The sequence below is a fragment of the Amycolatopsis australiensis genome (genome assembly GCF_900119165.1).
GTDB classification, from domain to species: domain Bacteria; phylum Actinomycetota; class Actinomycetes; order Mycobacteriales; family Pseudonocardiaceae; genus Amycolatopsis; species Amycolatopsis australiensis.
The window spans coordinates 6,649,648-6,668,817 of record NZ_FPJG01000006.1; the positions used below are offsets into that span (position 1 = coordinate 6,649,648).

Below are 19,170 nucleotides of genomic sequence, written 5' to 3' on the forward strand. Positions count from 1 at the left end.
TTGATTGAGGTGAGGTGACATGCCCGGAAACCCGGTCGAAGCGTTCGACATGGCGTTCCAGCTGGCGGCACGGCTGGGTGAGGCGATGCAGCGTGCCCTGGCCGAACGAGACCTCACGCCCAGCCGCGCAGAGGTGATTTACGTGCTTGCCCGCGACGGCGAGCTGGTACAGCGCGCGCTGGCCGAGGCTTTGGGCTGCACACCGCGGCACGTCACCGGTCTCATCGATCAGCTCGAGGGCGCCGGATTCGTTGAGCGGCGGGCACACCCCCACGACCGGCGGGCTACGGCGGTGCACCTCACCGACGACGGCGTCGCAACCGCGCAGTGGATGACCAAGAGCCGCCACGACGCGGCTCGCGCGATCCTCGGCGACGTCTCCGAGGCCGACCTGGCCGCGTTCCTCCGGGTCGTCGGCCTCATCCTCCGCGGCGTGACTGCGTGAACGGCCACGACGTCGCCGTTGTCGGCGGAGGGCAAGCCGGGCTCGCTCTTGGGCACGAGCTCGCGGCGGCCGGACTCGATTTCGTGATCCTCGACCGGGGCGACACCATCGGCCATGTGTGGCGGGACCGCTGGACGTCCCTGCGGCTGTTCACCCCGGCCCGATACGCGGCGCTGCCGGGTCTGCCCTTTCCCGCCGCTCCCGACTCCTATCCCGGCAAAGACCAGGTCGCCGACTACCTCAGCGCCTACGCGACCACGTTCGGCCTCCCGGTCCGCACCGGCACCACCGTCACCGAGCTCACGCGGGAGGACAACGGCTTCCGCCTCGCGACCTCCGCCGGCCTGCTCCGGGCACGGCAGGTGGTGGCCGCCACCGGCCCGTTCCAGACGGCGCGGATTCCCTCCTGCGCGGCCGGGTTTGCACCGCAAGTCCTCCAGCAGCACAGCAGCGGGTACCGGAACCCGACCGTCTTCCACGGCCGCCGAGTACTCGTCACCGGCGGCGGCAACTCCGGCTTCCAGATCGCCGCCGAACTGGCTGCCGATGTGGCCGTCGGCGCGGTGACGCTGGCGATCGGCACCCATAACGTCTGCGTCCCCCAGCGGATCCTCGGTCGCGACATCTTCTGGTGGCAGACTCGTACCGGGTTGGTCACCGCTCCCGCCGAGTCCCGCCGCGGTCGCTGGATGCGCCGCGGCGATGGCACCGTGATCGGCAACTCGCGCCGAGCCCTTCGCCGCCGCGGCATCGACTTCCGGCCTCGGCTCATCGAGGCGTACGGCTCCACCGCGGTGTTCGCTGACGGGCAGGCCACGGACGTCGACGCGGTCGTCTGGGCAACCGGCTTCCGTCGCGACCACACGTGGGTCGGCATCCCCGACGCGCTTGACGGCCGCGAACTCAGACAGCACAAGGGTGTGACGCCGGTGCCCGGCCTGTACACCCTCGGCCTCCCTTGGCAACGTACCGCGGGCTCTGCGCTTATCGGCTTCGTCGGCGACGACGCGGCGCAGCTGACACGTCACATTCTCACTTACCGTCGCAAAGTACTGTGATTCAGTCGCTTGCCAGTCTGAGCATCCCGCCCCGCCAGCACGACCTCCTCGCCGACATCCTGCTGGACGCCGTCCTCGACGAAAGCGACGGCGAAATCGCGCGCAACGCGGCACTGCGCGCCGCCCGCCGCCACGGCGAGACGCTGGGCGCGACGGAACGCGACCAGCTCCGTCCCGGGCGCCTCGGCACCGAGCGGGCACTCACCCTCACTTCGGCCATCGTCGAACGCCACGGTTTCGAACCCGACCGGGAAACCCCGACCTGCCTGCGGCTGCGCAACTGCCCATTCCACCCGCTCGCAATGAACAGACCCGGCGCCGGGGACGTGCCGTTCCCGCGGAGCGTGGCCAGCCACCGGCTTCACGTTTATCCGCCTGGGTAGCACCTCAGCGAGTGTGTGAACTGAGCGGGAATCGGATGCAGCGGATGAGTGTCGTCGAGAACCCGGCGAGCCGGCACAGCGACCACGCCACGCTCGGCGACAGTGACTACGTCACCGCGCTCGCCGAACTGCACCAACGAGTGCTGCAGCTGCAAAGCGACATCGACGACCATCTGCAGCGACTCCACTCCCCGCCTCACCCAGCGGCATCCTGAGAACGTGGTTGCCACGTCCCGCCGCTCGAACACGGCGAGTGGTACCCGCGTCGCTAAGACTTCCGCGGCTCGACTGGTGGGCTCCGGTTCGCCGCCGTGGGTCCGCAAACCCAACTGCTCAGGGCGGCCGACATGACGGCAATTCGTGACCGTGCCCACTTACGTTTGTGCGTGGGCAATATGGGTACTGCTTCCCGGGCAGGTGTTCACCTCGCAGGAGGTGTGTCCGGTGCCCGAAACTGACGAGCCGCCGTCGCTCGGCCGCTGGGTGTTGCCTTTGCACGGTACGTCCCCGTCCGCGCTGCAGCCCGTGCGTGAATGGGTTCGGCGGCACCTGTCCGATGTGGGCGAGGCGCATCTGCAGGACGCGCTGACGGTGGTCACCGAGCTGGTCACCAACGCCTATGAGCACGGCGGCGGGCCCAGCCGCCTGGAGCTGCGCCGGAATACTGACCCGTGTTTGATCTCCATCGAAGTCACCGATGCAACCGAGGCTCAGCCGGTCGCGGGCCGGTCGAGCTTGCCTGGTCCCCGCGGTCGCGGGTTGCAGCTGGTCAACTTGCTGAGCACCGGATGGGGTGTGCGCTACGACCGCGGGCGTCCTGTCAAGACCGTCTGGGCGCAGGTACCCTGCGAAGGCTCGGACCGCATACCCTGCCCCGCTCCAGACGCGCAGTCCCTCCCGGCTCAGCCCTGTCCCGTATAGCGCCGGTCAATGTATTTCCCCGGCTGTGACCACGGCGTTCCTCCTCCCAGGGGCGTCGACTGGCGGTGAACTTAGCTTCATCACTGACTCCGTGACCCTCCACCCGGATACCGTCGTTTCGACGGCCTGGCGCGCGCGCTGCAGGAACTAACTGGTCAAGGTCGTGCTCGCCGTGGATTCTGACCAGCCATGCGTGGGTGACGAGGAGCAGCTCACGGCGTCGCCAGCCGAAGCAAGCCGATGAGTGAGGGCACCGGCCGCCGCGACTTGCCGATTGCAGCCATCGAGGTGAACGGTTGCTCGGACGAGAGCTGTACACCGGTCACGTCGTCACCCGGCGTTGAACCGACGCCGGGCGATGTTGTAGCGGCGGGTGCGACTGTGGTCACCGCCACGATCACCTACAACGCCAACGAGGCGATCGTCGCGATCCCAGCCGGTACCATCGCCGATTCAACCGCCTTGATCGGGTTCGGCCTGGACTCGGTCATCACGGTCGCGTCTGTGGCGGCAGTGGCCTGACAGTACTCCGGTGCCTCCGCAGAGCACTCGACCGTGGGCATCGTGCTGGCCGCGGTGCCGCTGCTGATCATGCCGTACCTGTCCTACGTCCAGCGTCGCGCCGGGCGGGAACTCGGCTCGGCCAGCGCGGTAGCGGACTTCAAGCAAACCTTGTTGTACTCCTGCCTCTCGGGCATGCTGCTGTCGGGCTCCAACTCAACGCATAGTTCGGCTGATCCTGGGGCGACCAGATCCTCGCGCCGACGATCGCTTCTGAATACCACCGGCGCGACCGGAAGGACTGCCGTGATGGAGATCGAACTGCTGATCGTGCCGGACTGTCCGAATGAAGCACCGGCGGCGCGACTGCTCAGGCAGGCATTGGACGATGTCGGCCTCCGGACCATGCGGTTCACCACGGTCGTCGTGACGAGCCCCGAAGACGCCGAGAAACAGCAATTCACCGGTTCGCCGACAATCAGGGTCGACGGCACGGACCCCTTCGCCGAACCAGGACAGCCGCCGGGGATGGCATGCCGGATCTACCACACCGCGATGGGGCCGGCCGGTGTGCCAGACCTCGCTACCTTGCGCCAAGCCCTGAAACAAGCGGCTGATCACTGAACCGGCAAGCGGCGCCGGCAACGCCGACGCCGAGAACCCTGCTAATCCTGCCCCCGAGACGGCCGAGGGGTCGCCTGGACACGGCCCGCATCCCCAAAGGCAAAGACCGTCAGCGCGGCGTTACAGGTCACTCCGCGACCTCGCATTCTACCGCCGACAAGCCAGAGCGAGGGCCACAATAGAACAAGGGAACGCAGCTGCCTTTTCGCGTGGCCCACGCCTCTGCTGCGGCGGCACCGTCTACCGAGGGCGACACCGGAAGGAAGGTCGCCCTGGAACTGTTTCACAGCAAGGAAAGCAGGCAAGCTGCTAACCCAAATCGTCAACCGCGTCGGATCCTCCCCCAAGAACTGGCACGCCGGGCGGACGCAGGATCTCACCGATCCGCGTCCGTCCACTCGCGCACAATCGACTCCGTCGACGAAGTTGAGTCGGTCCTGCTCCACTTCGTCAGCACGGTCACGGAGAAGGAGTCGGACGTCCTGCGCAGGAAGCGATGATCCTCGCGGCAGCTCTGCTGCTCGGCAGCGTCGCGGGCGGCTGGTGGTCGCCACGGCTGCTCTGGCGGTGCAGGCTCCCTTACTGCTGCGCCGAGCTGGGGTGCGGCGGCCCAAGCGAATCCGGCAGGCCCACCTGGACCTGGTCATGATGGGCACGATCCAGGTCGCTGTCGGTGCCGCGGTCCCCGCGCTGCCACTCTGGATCGCCGCGCTGATCATGCTTTGCGCCGTTGTCCAGCCGCTGCTGTTCCTGCCGCTGGCGGCGCGTCCCGGGCTGAGCCGGGCACGCGGTTTTCGGGCGCTCGTCGCGGCGGTGTTCGCCGCGACAAGCGTGGGGTGAGTTTCCTTGGCGGTCACCGTGTTGGGCTGACACCTGCGGCAATGAACAGCGGCACAGCCAGGAACATCCGGTCCGAGTCCGCTCGCCGGGTCTGCTCGGCCACCCAGACCTCCGCCCGGTCGCGGTCAACGGCCCCCTCAGCCGACGCGGCAGCGGCCAATCCGGTCAACATCGGCAGCATGCGCCGATCGGTGAAGACCGCGGTCCGCACCTCGACGGTGACGTCGTCGAATCCTGCGTCGAGCAGCAAAGACCGATATGCCCGGGCGGCGTGCGGGCTGGGCAAGGTGTCGGCTCGAGCGTGCACGATGGTGCGGGTCAGCTCCGGATCGTCGGAGTCGATGACGAAGGTATCCCAGTCCTGCCCGATCAGGACGATCCGCCCGCCCGGCGCCAGCACCCGCCGCGCTTCGGCCAGCGCGGCGGCGGGATCGGCGAGTTCGTGGAACACCTTGTCGACGCGGTATCCGGCCACGCTGCCGTCATCGAGAGGCAGCTCGTCGGCGAAACCTTCGCGGAAGTCCCAATCCTGCCACCGTCGCCGCGCTGCGGCGAGCATCCGCGCATCCGGTTCGACGCCGATCGGCCGCGCCCCGCGATCGGCGAGTTCGGCGACCGCGCGTCCGGACCCACAACCGACGTCCACGACCGGCTGGCCATCGCCGAGCCGCAGGAGGTCGTATGTGTGGGCGCGCAGCTCGGCCGCGCCAGGCAGCACGTCCGCGGCGTCGAGCAACCGGATCAAGGACTCGGTGACGTCGTCGGACGGAGAAGTCGTAGTGCTGGACATGTCCGCCATGCTGCGACTTAAAGTCAACATGAAGTCAAGCGACGCGGAGATGAGCATCGGCGAGATCGCGCAGCGCTCCGGCCTGGCCACGCACGTGCTGCGGCACTGGGAATCGATGGGACTGCTGGCTCCGTCCCGGGGTCACCGCGTCGCGCCGCCGCTACGGCGCGGGCGACCTGTATCGGGTCGCAGTGATCCTGCGCGCGAAGGAGGCCGGGTTCGGCTTGGACGACATCCGGGAGATGTTCGCCGCCCAGGACCCGCCCGGACGGAGGGCCATCCTGCGCCGCCACCGGGCCGAGCTCGCCGCCCGAATCGCCGCCGCGCAGGCATCGCTGGAGCTGATCGACTCCGCGTTGGACTGCGACCACGAGGACATCGCCGAGTGCCCGCATTTCCAGGCCATGGTGACCGCCCGGATCAGCCCGGGCAGGTGCCGCACGTGCACACTTGACTTTCGCACGCAACCGGGGCGGCAGCGCGAGTTCGCACTGCCGCCCCGAACCATGTCGCTGCCGACCCGCACGAGGTCGTCACCGCGCGACGGCGTCCTTGTCACCCACCGGCACCGAGGGTTCGGCCGCACTCCGGTCGGTCCTCAGCGTGGCCATGGCCAGGAAGCCGCCGACCATAGCGATGCCCGCCGCGCCGAGGAACGCCGCCGAGAAGCCGCCGGTCATGACGACCGGATCGTCGTGCCGGTCGGCGCCAAACGACAGCCCGACCGCCGTCATCGCGGCCAGCCCCAGGGCCGACCCGACCTGGTAAGCCGTGTTCACGATCCCGGCCGCGAGACCGCCTTCCTCAGGCTTGGCGCTAGAGATCGCCCTTCCGAGCGACGGAATGAAGGCCAGGGCCTGACCGAGCGCCGCGACCAACGACGCCGGCAGGACGTCGACGACGAAGTTCCCGGTCGGACGCGCGAACGACAACCACAGCAGACCCGCCGCCAGCGCCCCCAACCCGCCGACGATCATCGGCTTCGCCCCCAGTTTCGCGATCAGCTTCGGAGCCACCGCGACCATGAGCACGACGATCAGCACGGTCATCGGCAGCAAGGCCGCGCCACTGGCGAAGGCTCCATAGCCCAGGACCTGCTGCAGGTACAGGTTGAGGAAGTACCACATCGGGATCCACGCGGCCCCGAGCAGGAACTGCGCGAGGTTGGCCCCGCCCAGGTTCGGTGTGCGGAAAATCCCCAGCCGCACCAGCGGCACCCGCCGGACGCGCTGGACCGCCACAAACAGCACCAGCAGGAGCAGACCACCGGTCAGCGGCCCCAGCGTCTCGAACACACCCCAGCCCACCTGCGGCGCACGGACGACGGCGAAGACCGTCAGCGCCAGCCCGGCGGTCACGGTCGCAGCCCCGAGAACGTCGACCGACCCGCGCTTGGCCGGCACCTCGGGCATGAGGCGCGCGGTCGCGATGATCGCGACCAGCGAGATCGGCACGTACAGCCAGAAGATCCACGGCCACGACAACCATTCAGTGATCACGCCGCCGAGGAAGACGCCAGCCGTGCCGCCGGCGGGCGCGGCGGCACCGTAGAGCGCGAGCGCCTTCGGCAGTTCCTGCGGACGCGACCCGAAGATCATCATCAGCAACGTCAGCGCCGACGGCGCGATCAGCGCCGCACCCCCACCCTGCAACACCCGGCCCAACAGTTCCACCCAAGCCGTCCCGGCCAGCGCCGCGACCACCGAGCCGGCGAGCGTGACCACCCACCCCGTGGTGAACAGCCGCCGCGCGCCGAACAGGTCGGACAACCGGCCACCGAGCAGCAGAAGCCCGCCGAGCGCGATGACGTAGGCGTTGAACACCCACGACAAGCCGCCGGAGGAGAACCCGAGGTCCTTCTGCATCTCGGGGAGCGCGACCCCGATGATCGACGTGTCCATGATGACCATGAACTGCGCCAGGGCGATGAGGCCCAGCGCCCACCATCGCCTTGAACCGGTGTCAGCCATGACAACCATCCCTTCGCGTAGGTACCCCCGGGGGGTATCCAGTAGCCCTGAGAGTAGGACGGCGATGGACGCCTTGACAAGTACCCCCGAGGGGTATCTGCGTCTCATGCGTCACACATCAGCACCGCGACAGGCAGTGCCACGGCCACGTGGCGGCGGCGATAGGCATTACGCATAGGTACCGCTCGAGATGGCCGCCCGAGGTTCGTGACGCGGCCGGACAGCGGGGCCAATTCCCGGCCGGCCGGTCGGGCTCCACGATCGACGGCGGGGTCGCCCGAGCCGGGCAAGCCGTGCTGGCTCAAGTAGAGCGAAACGAGCAACGGCCCTAGCGTGACGCGGTCACGCGCTATTCCCTGCTCAACAGCGTTTTACAGCCACCCAGCCAGAAAACTGGTCATCCAACACAACGCCACGGCAACCAACTCAGATTCGTCGCCTCACCCGAGATTCGCCGCAAGTCGCCCGCTGCCGTGCTCGCGCCGGCCCCGCGTGGCGCTCACCCTGATCGCGGACATCAGTCTCGTCGTGCACCCGTGACCTCGGGACCCGGTGTCGGCGTTTCAGCCGACGGCGCCTGAGCGTCCAGCGACTCGTCGCCATGCTGCCGAGCGCAGCAGCCGGAGGCCGTTGAGGCCGACGATGACGGTGGACCCCTCGTGCCCGGCCACACCGAGCGGCAGCGGCAGGGTTCCGAACAGATCCCACAGCACCAGCACGGCGATAAACGTCGCGGCGATCACGAGGTTCGCGATCACCACTCGGCGGGCCCGGCGCGCGAGGGCGATGAGCGCGGGGATGGTGCTCAGGTCGTCGCGGACGACGACGGCGTCCGCGGTCTGCAGGGTGACGTCCGAACCGCCGCCGCCCATGGCGATCCCGGCCTGGGCCGCGGCCAAGGCGGGAGCGTCGTTGACGCCGTCGCCGACCACGGTCACCCGGGCGCCGGTGGCTTCCAGTTCGCGCACGGCGGTCACCTTGTCCTCGGGCAGGAGCCCGGCTCGGACGTCGCCGATGCCCAGCTCGCCGGCGAGTCGCGTCGCGGTGGCGTGGTTGTCGCCGGTGAGCAGCACCGGCGAGGTGCCGGTCAGCCGCGTGAGCGCGGTGACCGCGGCCGCGGCTTCGGGGCGGGTCTGGTCGGTGATGGCCAGCACGGCGACGACCCGCTGCTCCCTCAGCACCAGCACCGCGGTCTGCCCGCGCTGCTGGATCGCCTCGACGGCCGCCGCGGCACTCGCGTCGGCCTCATCGGGCATGAGCGCCGCGGGAGAGCCGATGCGCAGGAAGTGCCCGTCGACGAGCGCGGAGACGCCTCGGCCGGGTTGGGAGCTGAACTCCTCGGCCTCCGGCAGCTGCAGACCCCGGGCTCGCGCGGCGGCGAGCACAGCCCTGGCCAATGGGTGTTCGCTGGGCCGTTCGGCGGCCGCGGCTAGCCGCAGCACCTCGGTTTCGGTGAGACCGGCACCGGGCAGGACGCGGATGTCGGCGAGTTCCGGTGTACCGCGGGTGAGGGTGCCGGTCTTGTCGAACGCGACCCGGGTCGTGGCGGCGAGCTGTTCCAGCACGACGGCGGACTTCGCCAGCACACCGTGTCGGCCGGCGTTGGCGATCGCGGCCAGCAGCGGAGGCATGGTCGCCAGCACGACCGCGCACGGCGAGGCCACGATCATGAAGGTCATCGCCCGCAGCAGCGAGTCCCGCAGCGCCTCACCCCACAGCAGCGGCAGCACGAAGATCGCCACCGTGGCGGCGACCATCCCGATCGAGTACCGCTGTTCGACCTTCTCGATGAACAGCTGCGTACGCGCCTTCGTCTGTCCGGCCTGCTCGACCAGCGTCGCGATGCGCGCGACGACCGAGTCTTCGGCGCGGCGGGCCACCCGCACGTGCATCGAACCGGTGCCATTGAGCGTCCCGGCGAACACCTCGTCTCCGACGACCTTGTCGACCGTCAGCGGCTCGCCGGTGATCGTGGCCTGGTCCACCTCGCTGCCGCCGGCGACCACGGTCCCGTCGGCGGGGATCCGCTCCCCCGGACGCACCAGCACCACGTCCCCGACCGCCAGCTCGACGACCGGGACAACCACCTCGTCATCTGCGGTGATCCGCGTGGCCGTCTCCGGTGCCAGGTCCAGTAACCCGCGTACGGAGTCCTCCGTCCGCGCGGTCGCGAGTGCCTCCAGCGCGCCGGAGGTGGCGAAGATGACGATCAGCAGCGCGCCGTCGAGCACCTGCCCGATCGCCGCCGCACCGATCGCCGCCGCGACCATCAGCAGGTCGACGTCCAGGGTCTTCTCTCGCAGCGCCTGCAGCCCGGCCCAGCCCGGCTCCCAACCGCCGGCCGCGTAGCAAGCCAGGTACAGCGCCCACCACGACCACCCGGGGCCGCCGGCAGCTGACCGTGGGGGTCGACGCGACCGGCCGCAACGGCGTCGGCATCGTCCGCACCGCCGTCGCCAGCCGACGCCGTCCGGATCGCCGAGACCCGTTTCCTCCTCTGGTCGCCCCACCCCCTGAGAGACCGGGCCAGCCAGCGCCCGAACGCGCGCTCACGCCGCAGGCCGTCGACGGTGGGCCGCAGGACGCGCGCTCGTGCCGACGATCGGACATTGCAGCGGACGTTGCAGGACCCCGGCGAGGGGCCCGATGCCCGGTCCACCTCAGCCGGGCACGGGCGATTCAGCTCGCTGCCCCCTGTTTCTCGAGACCCCACGCCTTCCGGCGCTGTCCGTCAGGGTCGAGATGCTCGTACAGCACAGTCACGTGCTCTTCGCGAGTGAGCTCCACAAGGACGTTCTGCTGCAGCCGATGCAGCGACTCGACCTCGATGCGCAGTGCGCTCATCCGGTGGCGCAACCGCAGCCGGGCCCGCCAGGGATGCCAGAGCACCGCCAGCAACAAGGCGGTAGCGGCCGCCTGGTACTCCTGCGTCGCCCGGACCAGCCGATCCGCGTCGGCACCGAGCACGCCGCCGAGGCAGCGGTCGATCGTCACCATCAGCGTGCTGTCCAGGAGCCGCTCGTGAGCACCGCCCGCGAAATCGGCAACCCGCCGCGGCATCCCGGCCACGAGAACCGCGGTCATCAGGTCGGCGAGCGCCTCGCGCAAGGCGCGATACCCATCAGCGCCGCCATCCAGAAGCGCGGTGACACCCAGCTCCATGGCAATCGACCGCCGACGGCCACCCGGGGACGACCGCGGAGCCACGCCGACCTCGACGGTGCGGACACCGCCGCTGATTTCCCGCACCTTGGCCAGATGCCGATAGACCTCAGCGCGCAACTGGCGCCGATCCTGGATCTTCGCGACGTAGTTCGTCAGCGCCGCACCAACGACACCCCCACCGATGGTGTAGGCCACCTCGACCAGACCGGGCACGGGTACCAATCTTACCCCAAGTGATCAGGACAACAGATCCCGACATCGTCCCGATCCAGAGCCCGCTCATCGTCGCGAACCGTCTGTGGCAGAGACGAGCCAGCTCGAGGCCAAGACCGCTCTGGACACCTCGTCCAGGCGGGACTGGTAAAAGTCGCCGAGTTCCTGGTCAGCCTCTCCCCGCGTGGCCTACAGCGTGGTCGAGCTTGTCCGGATCAGTTCCGCACGAGTCGCCGGGCACGTCGCGCGTGGACCATGCTGGCGATCCCGGCGCCGAACGCGAGGATCAGCCCGGCGGACATCACGACGTTGCCGGCGACCGTGCCCGGGTTCGAGGAGACGAGGTTGGGGGCCAGTTGCCCGGAGATGCCACCGACGCCGACGATCCAGAACGCGATGAACGCGCCGAACACCGAGTGCCAGCACCAACGCGCGGTCGCCAGCATGAGCAGTCCGGCCAGAACGATGAACAGGATGCCGGGTGGGAACGCGAGCCCGAAGAAGCCTTGTGCCGCGGAGAATTTCGCCGGGTTAGCGGCCCACTGCACCAGCAGTCCGGTGATGCCTACGAGCATCCCGGCGAATGCGAGCAGGGTGTTGCGGTTGAGACGGCGGAACATGGTGGACTCCTTCGCAGCGGGCCATGGAAAACTGTTTCGGCGCCCAGTGTCAGCGCGCGGCCCCTGCACAGGCATCGGGCCGGAAGCGACACCTTTCCTGCGCCACCTACGTCACCGGACGTACCTGTCGTCTCGGCGCCCCGTAGACGTCCGCGGCCAGGCCGCTGGACGCGACATAGTCGCTCACGACTGGAGTGCAGCGCACCAAAAGGTGCCTACTTCCTTCTTGAACGAGCCTCGCCGGTGGCGGCGGCACCCGCGTGATGCAGTTGCTGAAGGTCGAGGACCGCGTGCTGTTCGACGGCGTCGGGCACCAGGTGGTCGCGCTCGCCGGAACCCGCGTGCGGCCGGTCGCCGAGGCCGGCACGCCGAGCGTGGTGCTGCTGGGCCACCTGCTCGCGTCGCCGGGGTTCGCGATCCTCGGCGCGGCCGAGCCGGCCGCCGCGCCGCCGCTGGACGGGCACCTGCTCGAGGACGTGCCCGCCGAGGTCGCCGCGCGGCCCGGGAGTGAGAACGGCACGTGGTCGAGGCCGAGACCGGGCTGCCGCCCGGCGCGCCGCCGGGACCGCGCCGCGTCCGGAGTTCGGCCCGGCGCTGCGGACCGTCCGGCAGCGGGAAGCGGTGGCCAAGGCCGCGGAGCTGACCGCGGCGGGCACGCCGACGAGCGCGATCACCGTCCAGCGGATGCGGCACCGCTACCGCGACGGCGGGCTGCGCGGCCTCGTCGACGGGCGTGCAGCCCGCCGCAGCGCTCCGCACGGACGCACCGACGAGCGCGTCGTCGATGCGATCCGTCAGGCGCTGGCCAGGCGACGCCTCGCTGCGGATGCTGGTGGCGGATTCGATGTGCCGGGTGCAGTTCCGGGCACGGCCGACTCCGCGCGACATCCGCCACGTCCTCTACGACGCACTGCACATCGGCGGGCCCCCACCGGCCAAGCCGATCGAGTTCGACACGGTCCTGAAGAAGGCGCTCTCCCAGCGGTTCCGGGTGCTGATATGTGACGAGACGCAAGGCTCTCGCCGGAGTGCTTCGAGTCGGTGCGGGTCACCGCCCGGTCCCGCGTCGCATAATGGGTGGATGTTCGGTGCACCCAATGTGGAGCGGCTGAAGCTCCGTGGTGACGTGCGGAAGCTGGTCAAGGCGTTGCACTACCAGCCGGACGAGCAGGTCCGTCGCGAAGCGGCGCTGGCGCTCGGTGAGGTCGGAGACCGGCAGGTCGTCGCGGTCCTAGTCGAGGTGATGGCCTGCGATGTCTGCCCAGCCGCCGGCGCTGCCGCCAGATCGCTGCAGGCGATCGGCGTGGCCGGCGTGCCGGTGGAGGACCTGGTCGATGCGCTGGTGCGGTCGCGCCGCTGGCACGCCGAAGGCGTACGCAGCTGTGGCTGCGCCTCGCAGAGCCAGCTGATCATGGGCGTCACCGACATGGTGCGGCCGCGGGTGGAGGCGGCTCACCTGCCGCTGTTTGTCGGGCTCCTCAACGATGGCGACGTCGCCCTGCGAGAGTTCGCGGCGATGGTGCTGGAGAGGATGGGGCCGTCAGCGGTCGCCCCATTGGTCGCCAGGCTCGCCCAGGAGCGGCCGGGAAGCGTCGTGCACCGGGTCATCTTGAAGGCCATCGCCTCGCTCGGTGATCCCTCGACGGTAGATGTCCTCGTGCGTGGCATCGCCGACATTCCGTTCGGAGAATCCTACCGGTCTTTCGAGTTCGCGCTTAGTGATGTGGCCGGCTCCGGTCTGCCGGGTCTTGCCGAGGGTCTCGCGGCGCTGATCCCGCAGGCCCGTTACGTCCAGCAGCGCGAGCAGTTGGTGGAAGCCGTCGGGCGCCGCCTGGGCGCACCCGCACTTGCCGACGCCGCGATGGCACGGGCGAAGCTGGCCGACCGGCGTGCCAAACTGGACCAGGCGGTCGCCCGGCAGCACATCTCCACGCTGATCGGGCTGCTGGATGGCGAGTTCGCCGAGGAGGCCCGGCGCGCGCTGAGCGGCATCGCCAGCCCGCGAATGTACGACGAGCTGGTCCACATGCTGCGCGGCGACCATTGGGAGTTCGCCGCGGCGGAGCTGGGCCGGCGCCGGGAACACCAAGCGGTCTTCCAGATCATCGATCAGCTGCGCGCGGGCCGGAAGGGCGTGCTGCCCGCGCTCACCCAGCTGGGCGTCACCGACGTGGACGAGTTCCTCGTGTCCGCTTTGGACTCGGCGGACCTGCGCAGCCGGGCGGTCAGTCGCGTCGACCCGGATCGCGGTGCGACCGCCCTTCGACGCATCGCCGAGGACAACGCGGTCGCCTACCACGTCCGGTATCTGGCACAGTCCCGCCTCGGCTCTCCCCCCACCGGTGATCCCAAGGAGACATCAGTCAAGCTGCTGATGAGCGCCGCCGCCGACCTCGGCCTCGGCCGGGACCTCGGCCTCACCCCATACACCCTGGGAACCGCGGTGGACCCGTCGCTTCCGAGGCCGGGATATGTCGATGTCTGGAGCCGCGGACGCGTCCTCTACGAGGAGGAGTACACCTTTTACGACTATGACGACGGCACGCCCTCGAAGCGGTGGCAGACGCCCGGCTACCACTGGGACGTGCGCAGCAAAACCCGGCGAAGACGGTACCTATTTTACCGCCACTGTGCGCGCCGACGGCCAGGTGGAGTTCGGTGGCGGCCTGGAATTTGATGGCTCTCTTGGTGGCCCGCATCGTCCTAACCGGCGCTATCCGGCCGACCCCGATGGTTGGCGCGCCACCATCGCCTACCTCAACTACGGTTTCCGCGCCGGCAGGCGGATCCGCCTTTTCGAACGCTGACCCGCTCCGGTTCCGGGGCCGGCGCCGACTGCACCGTAGACCGCCGCGAGACCGATTCCCCAGCGCGACGCCGACGCGCCGGTGCCGCGTGAGATGCTCACCCAACAGGCGACCAGGTGACATAGACGCGGAAGACGGCAGGCCGCGAGCGACACGACTCCGGGCCATGGTCGCGACAGTCACGCAGTCGGCGCAGTCGAGCGGGGCAACCACCTGGGACCACCATCGCGAAGGCTTCTCACTGCGCCCGCAAGCGCGCGCGACATTGTGGCGCGGGCGTAGCAGCAGGCCGCGCCGTAGCGATTCACAGTCTGTGATGAGACGGAAACCGCTTTTGTCCGGGTCGCTCTGGCGGGGTTGGGCGCCGGCGCGTGGCGCGCTGGTGCTCAGCGGGGTGGCGCTGCTGGCCGCGATGGCGGTGCTGTTCGGGTGGGTGGACTGGCTGGCGTTGGGTCGGTGGGCGCGCCCGCTGGCGGTACCGCTGGCGCTGCTGGCCGTCGCGGTCGGCGGGCTGGCGGTCGCGGTGGCTCGGCGGCGGGGGGAGCGGACGCCGCGAGCCAGGTCGGTCGGGATGAGCTGGTGGGTTGTGGTCGCCGCAGCGATCGTGGTGGCCGCGGTGGGGTGGGTGGCGACCAGCTGGCTGCTCGGCGAGGCCAACCAGGCCGGCGATGCGGACAAGAGGGCAGCGGCGCGGGTTGAGGCGATCAAGACCGGGCTCGGGATCGGCGCGGGCACCACCGGCATCTTCGCGCTGCTGCTGGCGGTGCGGCGCCAGCAACACAGCGAGAACGACGCGGCGGAGAAGAACGTCACCGAGCTCTACACCAAAGCCGCTGACCAGCTCGGCTCCGACGAGGCTCCGGTTCGGCTGGCCGGGTTGTACGCGCTGGAGCGGTTGGCTCACAATAATCCCGGCCAGCGCCAGAGCATCGTCAACGTTATCTGCGCCTACCTGCGGATGCCCTTCAGCCCGCCGGACGCTGTACCGTCCGCGGCGGCCAACCAAACCCAGGTCGAGGAGCACCAGCGCCGGGTGCAGGAGCGGGAAGTCCGACTCGCCGCGCAGCGGATTCTTTTCGATCATCTTCAACCCCAGGAACGCGGGAAATTCTGGGCAGACATCGACCTCGACCTCACCAACGCCAACCTGATTAACTTCACTTTGAAGAGCTGCCGAGTAGAGACCGCCTTCTTTCGCGGCGCGACCTTCACCGGCGAAGCCATGTTCGATGAGGCGACCTTCACCCGCGGCGCCCGGTTCGATGACGTGACCTTCACTGGCGACGCCTCGTTCGACCATGCGACCTTCACCAGCCTGGGCGCAGCGTTCGACGGCGCAACCTTCCTCGACGTCGCCAGGTTCCACCACGCGACTTTGACCCACGCCTCGTTCAGAGAAGTGACGTTCATCGGCTCCGCCGGGTTCAGCTTTGTCACCTTCATCGATACCGCCACGTTCACCGGCACGACCTTCACCGGAGCAGCCTGGTTCGACCATGCAGACTTTAACGGCGAAGCCATATTCACCGGCGCGACCTTCACTGGCGCTGCCGAGTTCACCGGCGCGACCTTCACCTGCCCCACGTGGTCTGGCGACGTCGCCAGCGCCGAGTTCACCGGCACGACCTTCACCGGAGCCGCCCGGTTCAAATATGCGAGCTTCACCGGCACCGCGCGGTTCAACGACGCGACCTTTATCGGCTACATCGAGTTCGACGACGTCACGTTCGAGCTGCCTGAACTTTTCAGCTACTCCACCGCTCTGGTCGAGTTCGACCGTGTGACCACCGCGGGCGGCGTCAGGTTCGCCCGCGTTGCTTTGATCGGCATCGGCTATTCGGGAGGTCCCGGCCGTGTGCTGCGAGCGGCTTTGCAGATCGCTCGTGCCAGTAACGCGATTCTCGACCCGCAGGACTTCGCAACCGTGACCTCGCAGTGGTGGATCAACCGAGGTTTCGTCCGTCTGAAGCGGTCCCGACCACGCATTCGTGTGGTGACTGACCGACGATTCGCTGTTCGGCAGCTGTCGGGCCGACGGGGGCGTGGGTGATCACCAGCGCACCCGCGCCTCGCCGTCGGAGCTCCGTGGCGGCTTAGCTGGGGATGTTGCGGGGGTTGTCCGTAAGTGTTGCGTTCGCCGATCTTGCCGTCCTTGTTGCGGATGAAGTGCTCGACCTTGCGTTCGCGTGCCAGGTCGCGGCCCTGCTCGATCGCGGCGGCTCTGGTGTCGTGGCTGTCGAGCCCCTTGATGCCTTCGACCTTGTTGTGCCACTGGCCGTTTTCGAAGTAGGTCTCGACGTCGCCCTTCATCGCTGGCTGCTACTCGGCTCGACGTGGGCGGGTATCCGCGTCGTTGTCACCGCGCGGGTACCCCGCCGACCCTGCGGGGAACATCAACACTCCTGCGACCAGCCCTGAAGCGCCGTGACCGGGTTCGGAGGGCCGGACGAAGAAGGCTCCGTCGGCCGTGGTTTCGACCGGCAGAGCCTCGCGCGCTCGGGGAGCGCAACCCGCACGACATACCCGGTTCGCCAGCAGCGAAACCTCAGCCGATGGGCAGGTCGGCGCGTGCGTGGTCGAGGTCGGCGAGCAGGTCGCCGTGCTCACCGACCCGGTCGAGCACGTCCTCGGCGGTGAACACCAGCTGCGCAGCGCGCTGGCAGGCGCGAACCTGGTCCCAGGTCAGCGGGGTGGACACGATGGGGGTGTCGCGGCCGCGCAGCGAGTATGGCGCGATCGTGGTCTTCGCCGGGTTGTTCTGGGACCAGTCGATGAACACCCGGCCGGTGCGCTGGGCCTTGGCCATGACCGCGGTCACCTGGCCGGGGGTTTCGCGGGCCAGCTGCTGGGCGAGGCGTTTCGCGTAGGCCGACGGCGCGCCCGGGTCGTCGACGTCGATGCCGCAGTAGAGCTGCATGCCCTTCGAGCTGGACGTCTTCGCGAACGGGGTGAGCCCGTCCGCCACGAGCAGGTCGTGCAGCCGCTCGGCGACCCGGCAGCAGTGCACGATCGAGGTGCCGGGGCCTTCACCGGACTAGCCATCGAGATGCCAGATCCCAGCTTGGCGGCTATGCCGCGCGAGCGGTCATCCTCGCGAGTTGCCACCCTCCCAGCTCGGCGGCCTGATCTGACTCGAACGCGCGACACGCGGCATGTGCGGATGTCTACAATTGCCCCGCGGCGACCTCGTAAATGATCCCCAGACCGTCCTCGTCGTCCCACTGCTCGCCGATCTCGACAAAGCCGTACTGCGATGCCAGCTGGTAGGAAGCCAAGTTGTCGGGGCTTATGGTGACCCGAACGGTGCGCACTCGTGGCTCGTCGGCGGCTCGGCGCAGCAGGGCTTCCAGCGCCGCGCGGGCGTAGCCGCGGCGACGGTGTACCGGTTCGACGGCGTAGCCGATCTCCACCATCCCCGACGGGTCGGGAGGCCCGTGGTAGCCGGCCCGGCCCACGGCCAACTGCCGCGGTTCGTCCCAGATGACCCCAGTGACCCAGGCCGCGCTGGCCGGGTCTTCGTCCACTTGTCTGCAGCGCATCTGCCACACTCCGCGCCAATCCGGGCCGGCGAAGTAAGCGGAGACGGGGACCGGACTGACCGCGTTCGCCGCCGCCAGGTTGCCACGTGCGAGAGCATGGAATGCCGGACCGGTCAGGTGCACGATCCGTACCTCCGGCCTCCTGTGATCGGTCATGAGACAACCTTGGCAGACTGACCGGGCGGACGTCATACGTTCCCGGCATCCGCAATTCGGCAATTGGGTGCGTTCAGGTCAGCGTCCGATCAGCGGCGGAAGCGTGCGTTCAGGAGCGCTTGGTGAAGAACTCCCGGGCTGTCGGGGGAAACCAGAGCAGGGCGACAATGAGGATCTGCGCGGCGCTGATGGTCGGGATGACGGCGTGGAACATCGGCGAGGATGACCAGGACACGACGCTGAACACCACGGATAGCAGCTGGGACGCTGTGGCGAGGCGACGGGTCCACGGCCGCGCGGTGGCCAGCTTCCATGCCAGCAGTGCGCACAGCGCCAGGAGGATGCCGTGGAAGGTGGCTCCGGAGGTCACGGCGATTGTGGCTGACCGGGCGACCTCGGCTGCGTCGAAATCGGGGTGCTGGGTCGCGATCTGGGCGCGCAGGGTGTTCTGGTTGAGTCCCATTACCAGGGGCACGACCAGGTGGCTGATCGCTATGGCGGTCAGCAGTGCCTGTGCCGCCTGGACGGGTGTCGGGGTCCGCGATGCCGTGACCTGAGCAGGTCGTTGCATGTCTAGGCCTCCTCTTCCTGGGAGTTCACGCGACCTCGCGCTCGGAGCCACCGGGGTCCGGTGCCGGGCCGGGACTTGGCCCCGGATGTGTCGCCGCGGTGTGCCCAGGCCTGGTTGAGCCGGGTGATCAGGGTCAGCGCGGTGGACACGTCTGCGTCCGGCCAGTCGGAGATGACGTCCGCGAACACGGCCGCTCCGGCCTGGACCGTGGTGTTGATCTCCGCCTGACCGTTTTCGGTCAGGCGGGCGAGGAACGTGCGGGAGTCGTGCGGATCAGGTTCCACTGCGAGGTGCCCCGCGCGTTCCAGGGCGGCGAGGTGTCGGCTGGTCGCGGATGCGGTGAGACCCAGTTCGGTGGCGATCGTGCTCGGGCGGACGGGACCGAGCACGGCCACGGTCCCCAGCACCCGAACCCGGGCCAGGTCCAGGCGCCGGGATATCCGGCGGTGTCCCTGGTCGATGAGCTCCATGACCGCACGCGCCAGTTCGGTACGGTCATTTCGTTGCGACATGAAATGAATCTAGCAGATCACGTCTCCGGGCGCCACGTCCAACCGGTCACCACAC

The 19,170-nt window shown here is 69.0% G+C and carries 19 protein-coding genes and 3 pseudogenes; 11 read left to right on the forward strand and 11 right to left on the reverse strand.

Features of this window, described 5'->3' with window-relative positions:
• The first annotated feature begins 19 nt into the window (after positions 1–19).
• From BT341_RS32395 to BT341_RS32425, 8 genes are all read left to right on the forward strand, one after another.
• A complete protein-coding gene (locus BT341_RS32395) occupies positions 20–445 on the forward strand; it encodes a MarR family winged helix-turn-helix transcriptional regulator (RefSeq protein ID WP_072479871.1) in 426 nt (141 codons plus the stop codon).
• Positions 442–1,503, forward strand: coding sequence for a flavin-containing monooxygenase (locus BT341_RS32400; RefSeq protein ID WP_072479872.1), 1,062 nt, complete (start codon positions 442–444; stop codon positions 1,501–1,503). Before BT341_RS32395 ends, BT341_RS32400 begins: the two co-directional genes overlap by 4 nt.
• Positions 1,500–1,886 carry a helix-turn-helix domain-containing protein gene (locus BT341_RS32405; RefSeq protein WP_072479873.1) on the forward strand — a complete coding sequence of 129 codons (387 nt, stop codon included), beginning with the start codon at positions 1,500–1,502 and terminating at the stop codon, positions 1,884–1,886. The genes BT341_RS32400 and BT341_RS32405 overlap by 4 nt, the downstream gene beginning before the upstream one ends.
• 44 nt (positions 1,887–1,930) lie before the next feature.
• Complete coding sequence (locus tag BT341_RS45645; protein WP_177328955.1) at positions 1,931–2,101, forward strand: hypothetical protein; 171 nt, start codon at positions 1,931–1,933, stop codon at positions 2,099–2,101.
• Positions 2,102–2,330: 229 nt separating this feature from the next.
• Complete coding sequence (locus BT341_RS32415) at positions 2,331–2,807, forward strand: ATP-binding protein (RefSeq protein WP_072479875.1); 477 nt, start codon at positions 2,331–2,333, stop codon at positions 2,805–2,807.
• Between the two features lie 240 nt (positions 2,808–3,047).
• Positions 3,048–3,329: a hypothetical protein gene (locus BT341_RS47990; protein ID WP_425426412.1), complete on the forward strand. Its 282-nt coding sequence runs from the start codon at positions 3,048–3,050 to the stop codon at positions 3,327–3,329.
• 33 nt (positions 3,330–3,362) lie between these two features.
• Complete coding sequence (locus BT341_RS47995) at positions 3,363–3,932, forward strand: hypothetical protein (protein ID WP_425426413.1); 570 nt, start codon at positions 3,363–3,365, stop codon at positions 3,930–3,932.
• 645 nt (positions 3,933–4,577) lie between these two features.
• Positions 4,578–4,772 carry a hypothetical protein gene (locus tag BT341_RS32425; protein ID WP_143168720.1) on the forward strand — a complete coding sequence of 65 codons (195 nt, stop codon included), beginning with the start codon at positions 4,578–4,580 and terminating at the stop codon, positions 4,770–4,772.
• Between the two features lie 13 nt (positions 4,773–4,785).
• Here the strand turns inward: BT341_RS32425 and BT341_RS32430 are convergent, their stop codons facing one another.
• Positions 4,786–5,562, reverse strand: coding sequence for a methyltransferase domain-containing protein (locus BT341_RS32430; protein WP_072482305.1), 777 nt, complete (start codon positions 5,560–5,562; stop codon positions 4,786–4,788).
• Positions 5,563–5,611: 49 nt separating this feature from the next.
• On the opposite strand from BT341_RS32430, the pseudogene BT341_RS47715 reads away from it, so the two are divergent.
• A pseudogene (locus BT341_RS47715) lies at positions 5,612–5,662 on the forward strand (hypothetical protein); the annotation flags it as partial.
• 433 nt (positions 5,663–6,095) lie between these two features.
• Here the strand turns inward: BT341_RS47715 and BT341_RS32440 are convergent.
• The 5 genes from BT341_RS32440 to BT341_RS32460 form a co-directional block, all read right to left on the reverse strand.
• Positions 6,096–7,532, reverse strand: a complete 1,437-nt coding sequence (locus BT341_RS32440) for an MFS transporter (protein WP_072479877.1) — start codon at positions 7,530–7,532, stop codon at positions 6,096–6,098.
• A gap of 563 nt (positions 7,533–8,095) precedes the next feature.
• The gene (locus tag BT341_RS32445) at positions 8,096–10,042 is read right to left on the reverse strand and encodes a heavy metal translocating P-type ATPase (protein WP_281256021.1); all 1,947 of its coding nucleotides are present in this window, start codon (positions 10,040–10,042) and stop codon (positions 8,096–8,098) included.
• Between the two features lie 169 nt (positions 10,043–10,211).
• Positions 10,212–10,910 carry a hypothetical protein gene (locus tag BT341_RS32450; protein WP_084743074.1) on the reverse strand — a complete coding sequence of 233 codons (699 nt, stop codon included), beginning with the start codon at positions 10,908–10,910 and terminating at the stop codon, positions 10,212–10,214.
• A gap of 215 nt (positions 10,911–11,125) precedes the next feature.
• Positions 11,126–11,530 (reverse strand): hypothetical protein, encoded by a 405-nt coding sequence (locus BT341_RS32455; RefSeq protein ID WP_072479878.1) that lies wholly within the window; start codon positions 11,528–11,530, stop codon positions 11,126–11,128.
• A gap of 215 nt (positions 11,531–11,745) precedes the next feature.
• A complete protein-coding gene (locus tag BT341_RS32460; protein ID WP_072479879.1) occupies positions 11,746–12,204 on the reverse strand; it encodes a hypothetical protein in 459 nt (152 codons plus the stop codon).
• 110 nt (positions 12,205–12,314) lie between these two features.
• Between BT341_RS32460 and BT341_RS32465 the strand changes: the two genes are divergently transcribed.
• Together BT341_RS32465 and BT341_RS32470 are read left to right on the forward strand one after the other, a co-directional pair.
• On the forward strand, positions 12,315–14,207 hold the full coding sequence (locus BT341_RS32465) for a HEAT repeat domain-containing protein (RefSeq protein ID WP_072479880.1): 1,893 nt from the start codon (positions 12,315–12,317) through the stop codon (positions 14,205–14,207).
• 524 nt (positions 14,208–14,731) lie between these two features.
• A complete protein-coding gene (locus tag BT341_RS32470; protein ID WP_143168721.1) occupies positions 14,732–16,387 on the forward strand; it encodes a pentapeptide repeat-containing protein in 1,656 nt (551 codons plus the stop codon).
• 131 nt (positions 16,388–16,518) lie between these two features.
• Here BT341_RS32470 and BT341_RS46910 read toward each other — a convergent pair.
• The 5 genes and pseudogenes from BT341_RS46910 to BT341_RS32495 form a co-directional block, all read right to left on the reverse strand.
• Positions 16,519–16,647 (reverse strand): annotated as a pseudogene (locus BT341_RS46910) (DUF2188 domain-containing protein); the annotation flags it as partial.
• A 235-nt stretch (positions 16,648–16,882) separates the two neighbouring features.
• Positions 16,883–17,362 (reverse strand): annotated as a pseudogene (gene ligD / locus BT341_RS32480) (non-homologous end-joining DNA ligase LigD); the annotation flags it as partial.
• Between the two features lie 139 nt (positions 17,363–17,501).
• The gene (locus BT341_RS32485) at positions 17,502–18,032 is read right to left on the reverse strand and encodes a GNAT family N-acetyltransferase (RefSeq protein ID WP_072479884.1); all 531 of its coding nucleotides are present in this window, start codon (positions 18,030–18,032) and stop codon (positions 17,502–17,504) included.
• A 109-nt stretch (positions 18,033–18,141) separates the two neighbouring features.
• The gene (locus BT341_RS32490; RefSeq protein WP_072479885.1) at positions 18,142–18,603 is read right to left on the reverse strand and encodes a hypothetical protein; all 462 of its coding nucleotides are present in this window, start codon (positions 18,601–18,603) and stop codon (positions 18,142–18,144) included.
• A 2-nt stretch (positions 18,604–18,605) separates the two neighbouring features.
• Entirely contained in the window at positions 18,606–19,115 is a 510-nt protein-coding gene (locus BT341_RS32495) for a MarR family winged helix-turn-helix transcriptional regulator (RefSeq protein ID WP_084743076.1), read from the reverse strand.
• Between the last annotated feature and the right edge of the window lie 55 nt (positions 19,116–19,170).

What these genes read in the sequence shown, in the direction of transcription:
- BT341_RS32490 (WP_072479885.1), bottom strand. Translation starts at nt 18,603, where the DNA reads ATGCAACGACCTGCTCAGGTCACGGCATCGCGGACCCCGACACCCGTC.
- BT341_RS32495 (WP_084743076.1), bottom strand. Translation starts at nt 19,115, where the DNA reads ATGTCGCAACGAAATGACCGTACCGAACTGGCGCGTGCGGTCATGGAG.
- BT341_RS32440 (WP_072479877.1), bottom strand. Translation starts at nt 7,532, where the DNA reads ATGGCTGACACCGGTTCAAGGCGATGGTGGGCGCTGGGCCTCATCGCC.
- BT341_RS32425 (WP_143168720.1), top strand. Translation starts at nt 4,578, where the DNA reads ATGATGGGCACGATCCAGGTCGCTGTCGGTGCCGCGGTCCCCGCGCTG.
- BT341_RS47990 (WP_425426412.1), top strand. Translation starts at nt 3,048, where the DNA reads ATGAGTGAGGGCACCGGCCGCCGCGACTTGCCGATTGCAGCCATCGAG.
- BT341_RS45645 (WP_177328955.1), top strand. Translation starts at nt 1,931, where the DNA reads ATGAGTGTCGTCGAGAACCCGGCGAGCCGGCACAGCGACCACGCCACG.
- BT341_RS32455 (WP_072479878.1), bottom strand. Translation starts at nt 11,530, where the DNA reads ATGTTCCGCCGTCTCAACCGCAACACCCTGCTCGCATTCGCCGGGATG.
- BT341_RS32430 (WP_072482305.1), bottom strand. Translation starts at nt 5,562, where the DNA reads ATGTCCAGCACTACGACTTCTCCGTCCGACGACGTCACCGAGTCCTTG.
- BT341_RS32395 (WP_072479871.1), top strand. Translation starts at nt 20, where the DNA reads ATGCCCGGAAACCCGGTCGAAGCGTTCGACATGGCGTTCCAGCTGGCG.
- BT341_RS32485 (WP_072479884.1), bottom strand. Translation starts at nt 18,032, where the DNA reads ATGACCGATCACAGGAGGCCGGAGGTACGGATCGTGCACCTGACCGGT.
- BT341_RS32465 (WP_072479880.1), top strand. Translation starts at nt 12,315, where the DNA reads ATGCGATCCGTCAGGCGCTGGCCAGGCGACGCCTCGCTGCGGATGCTG.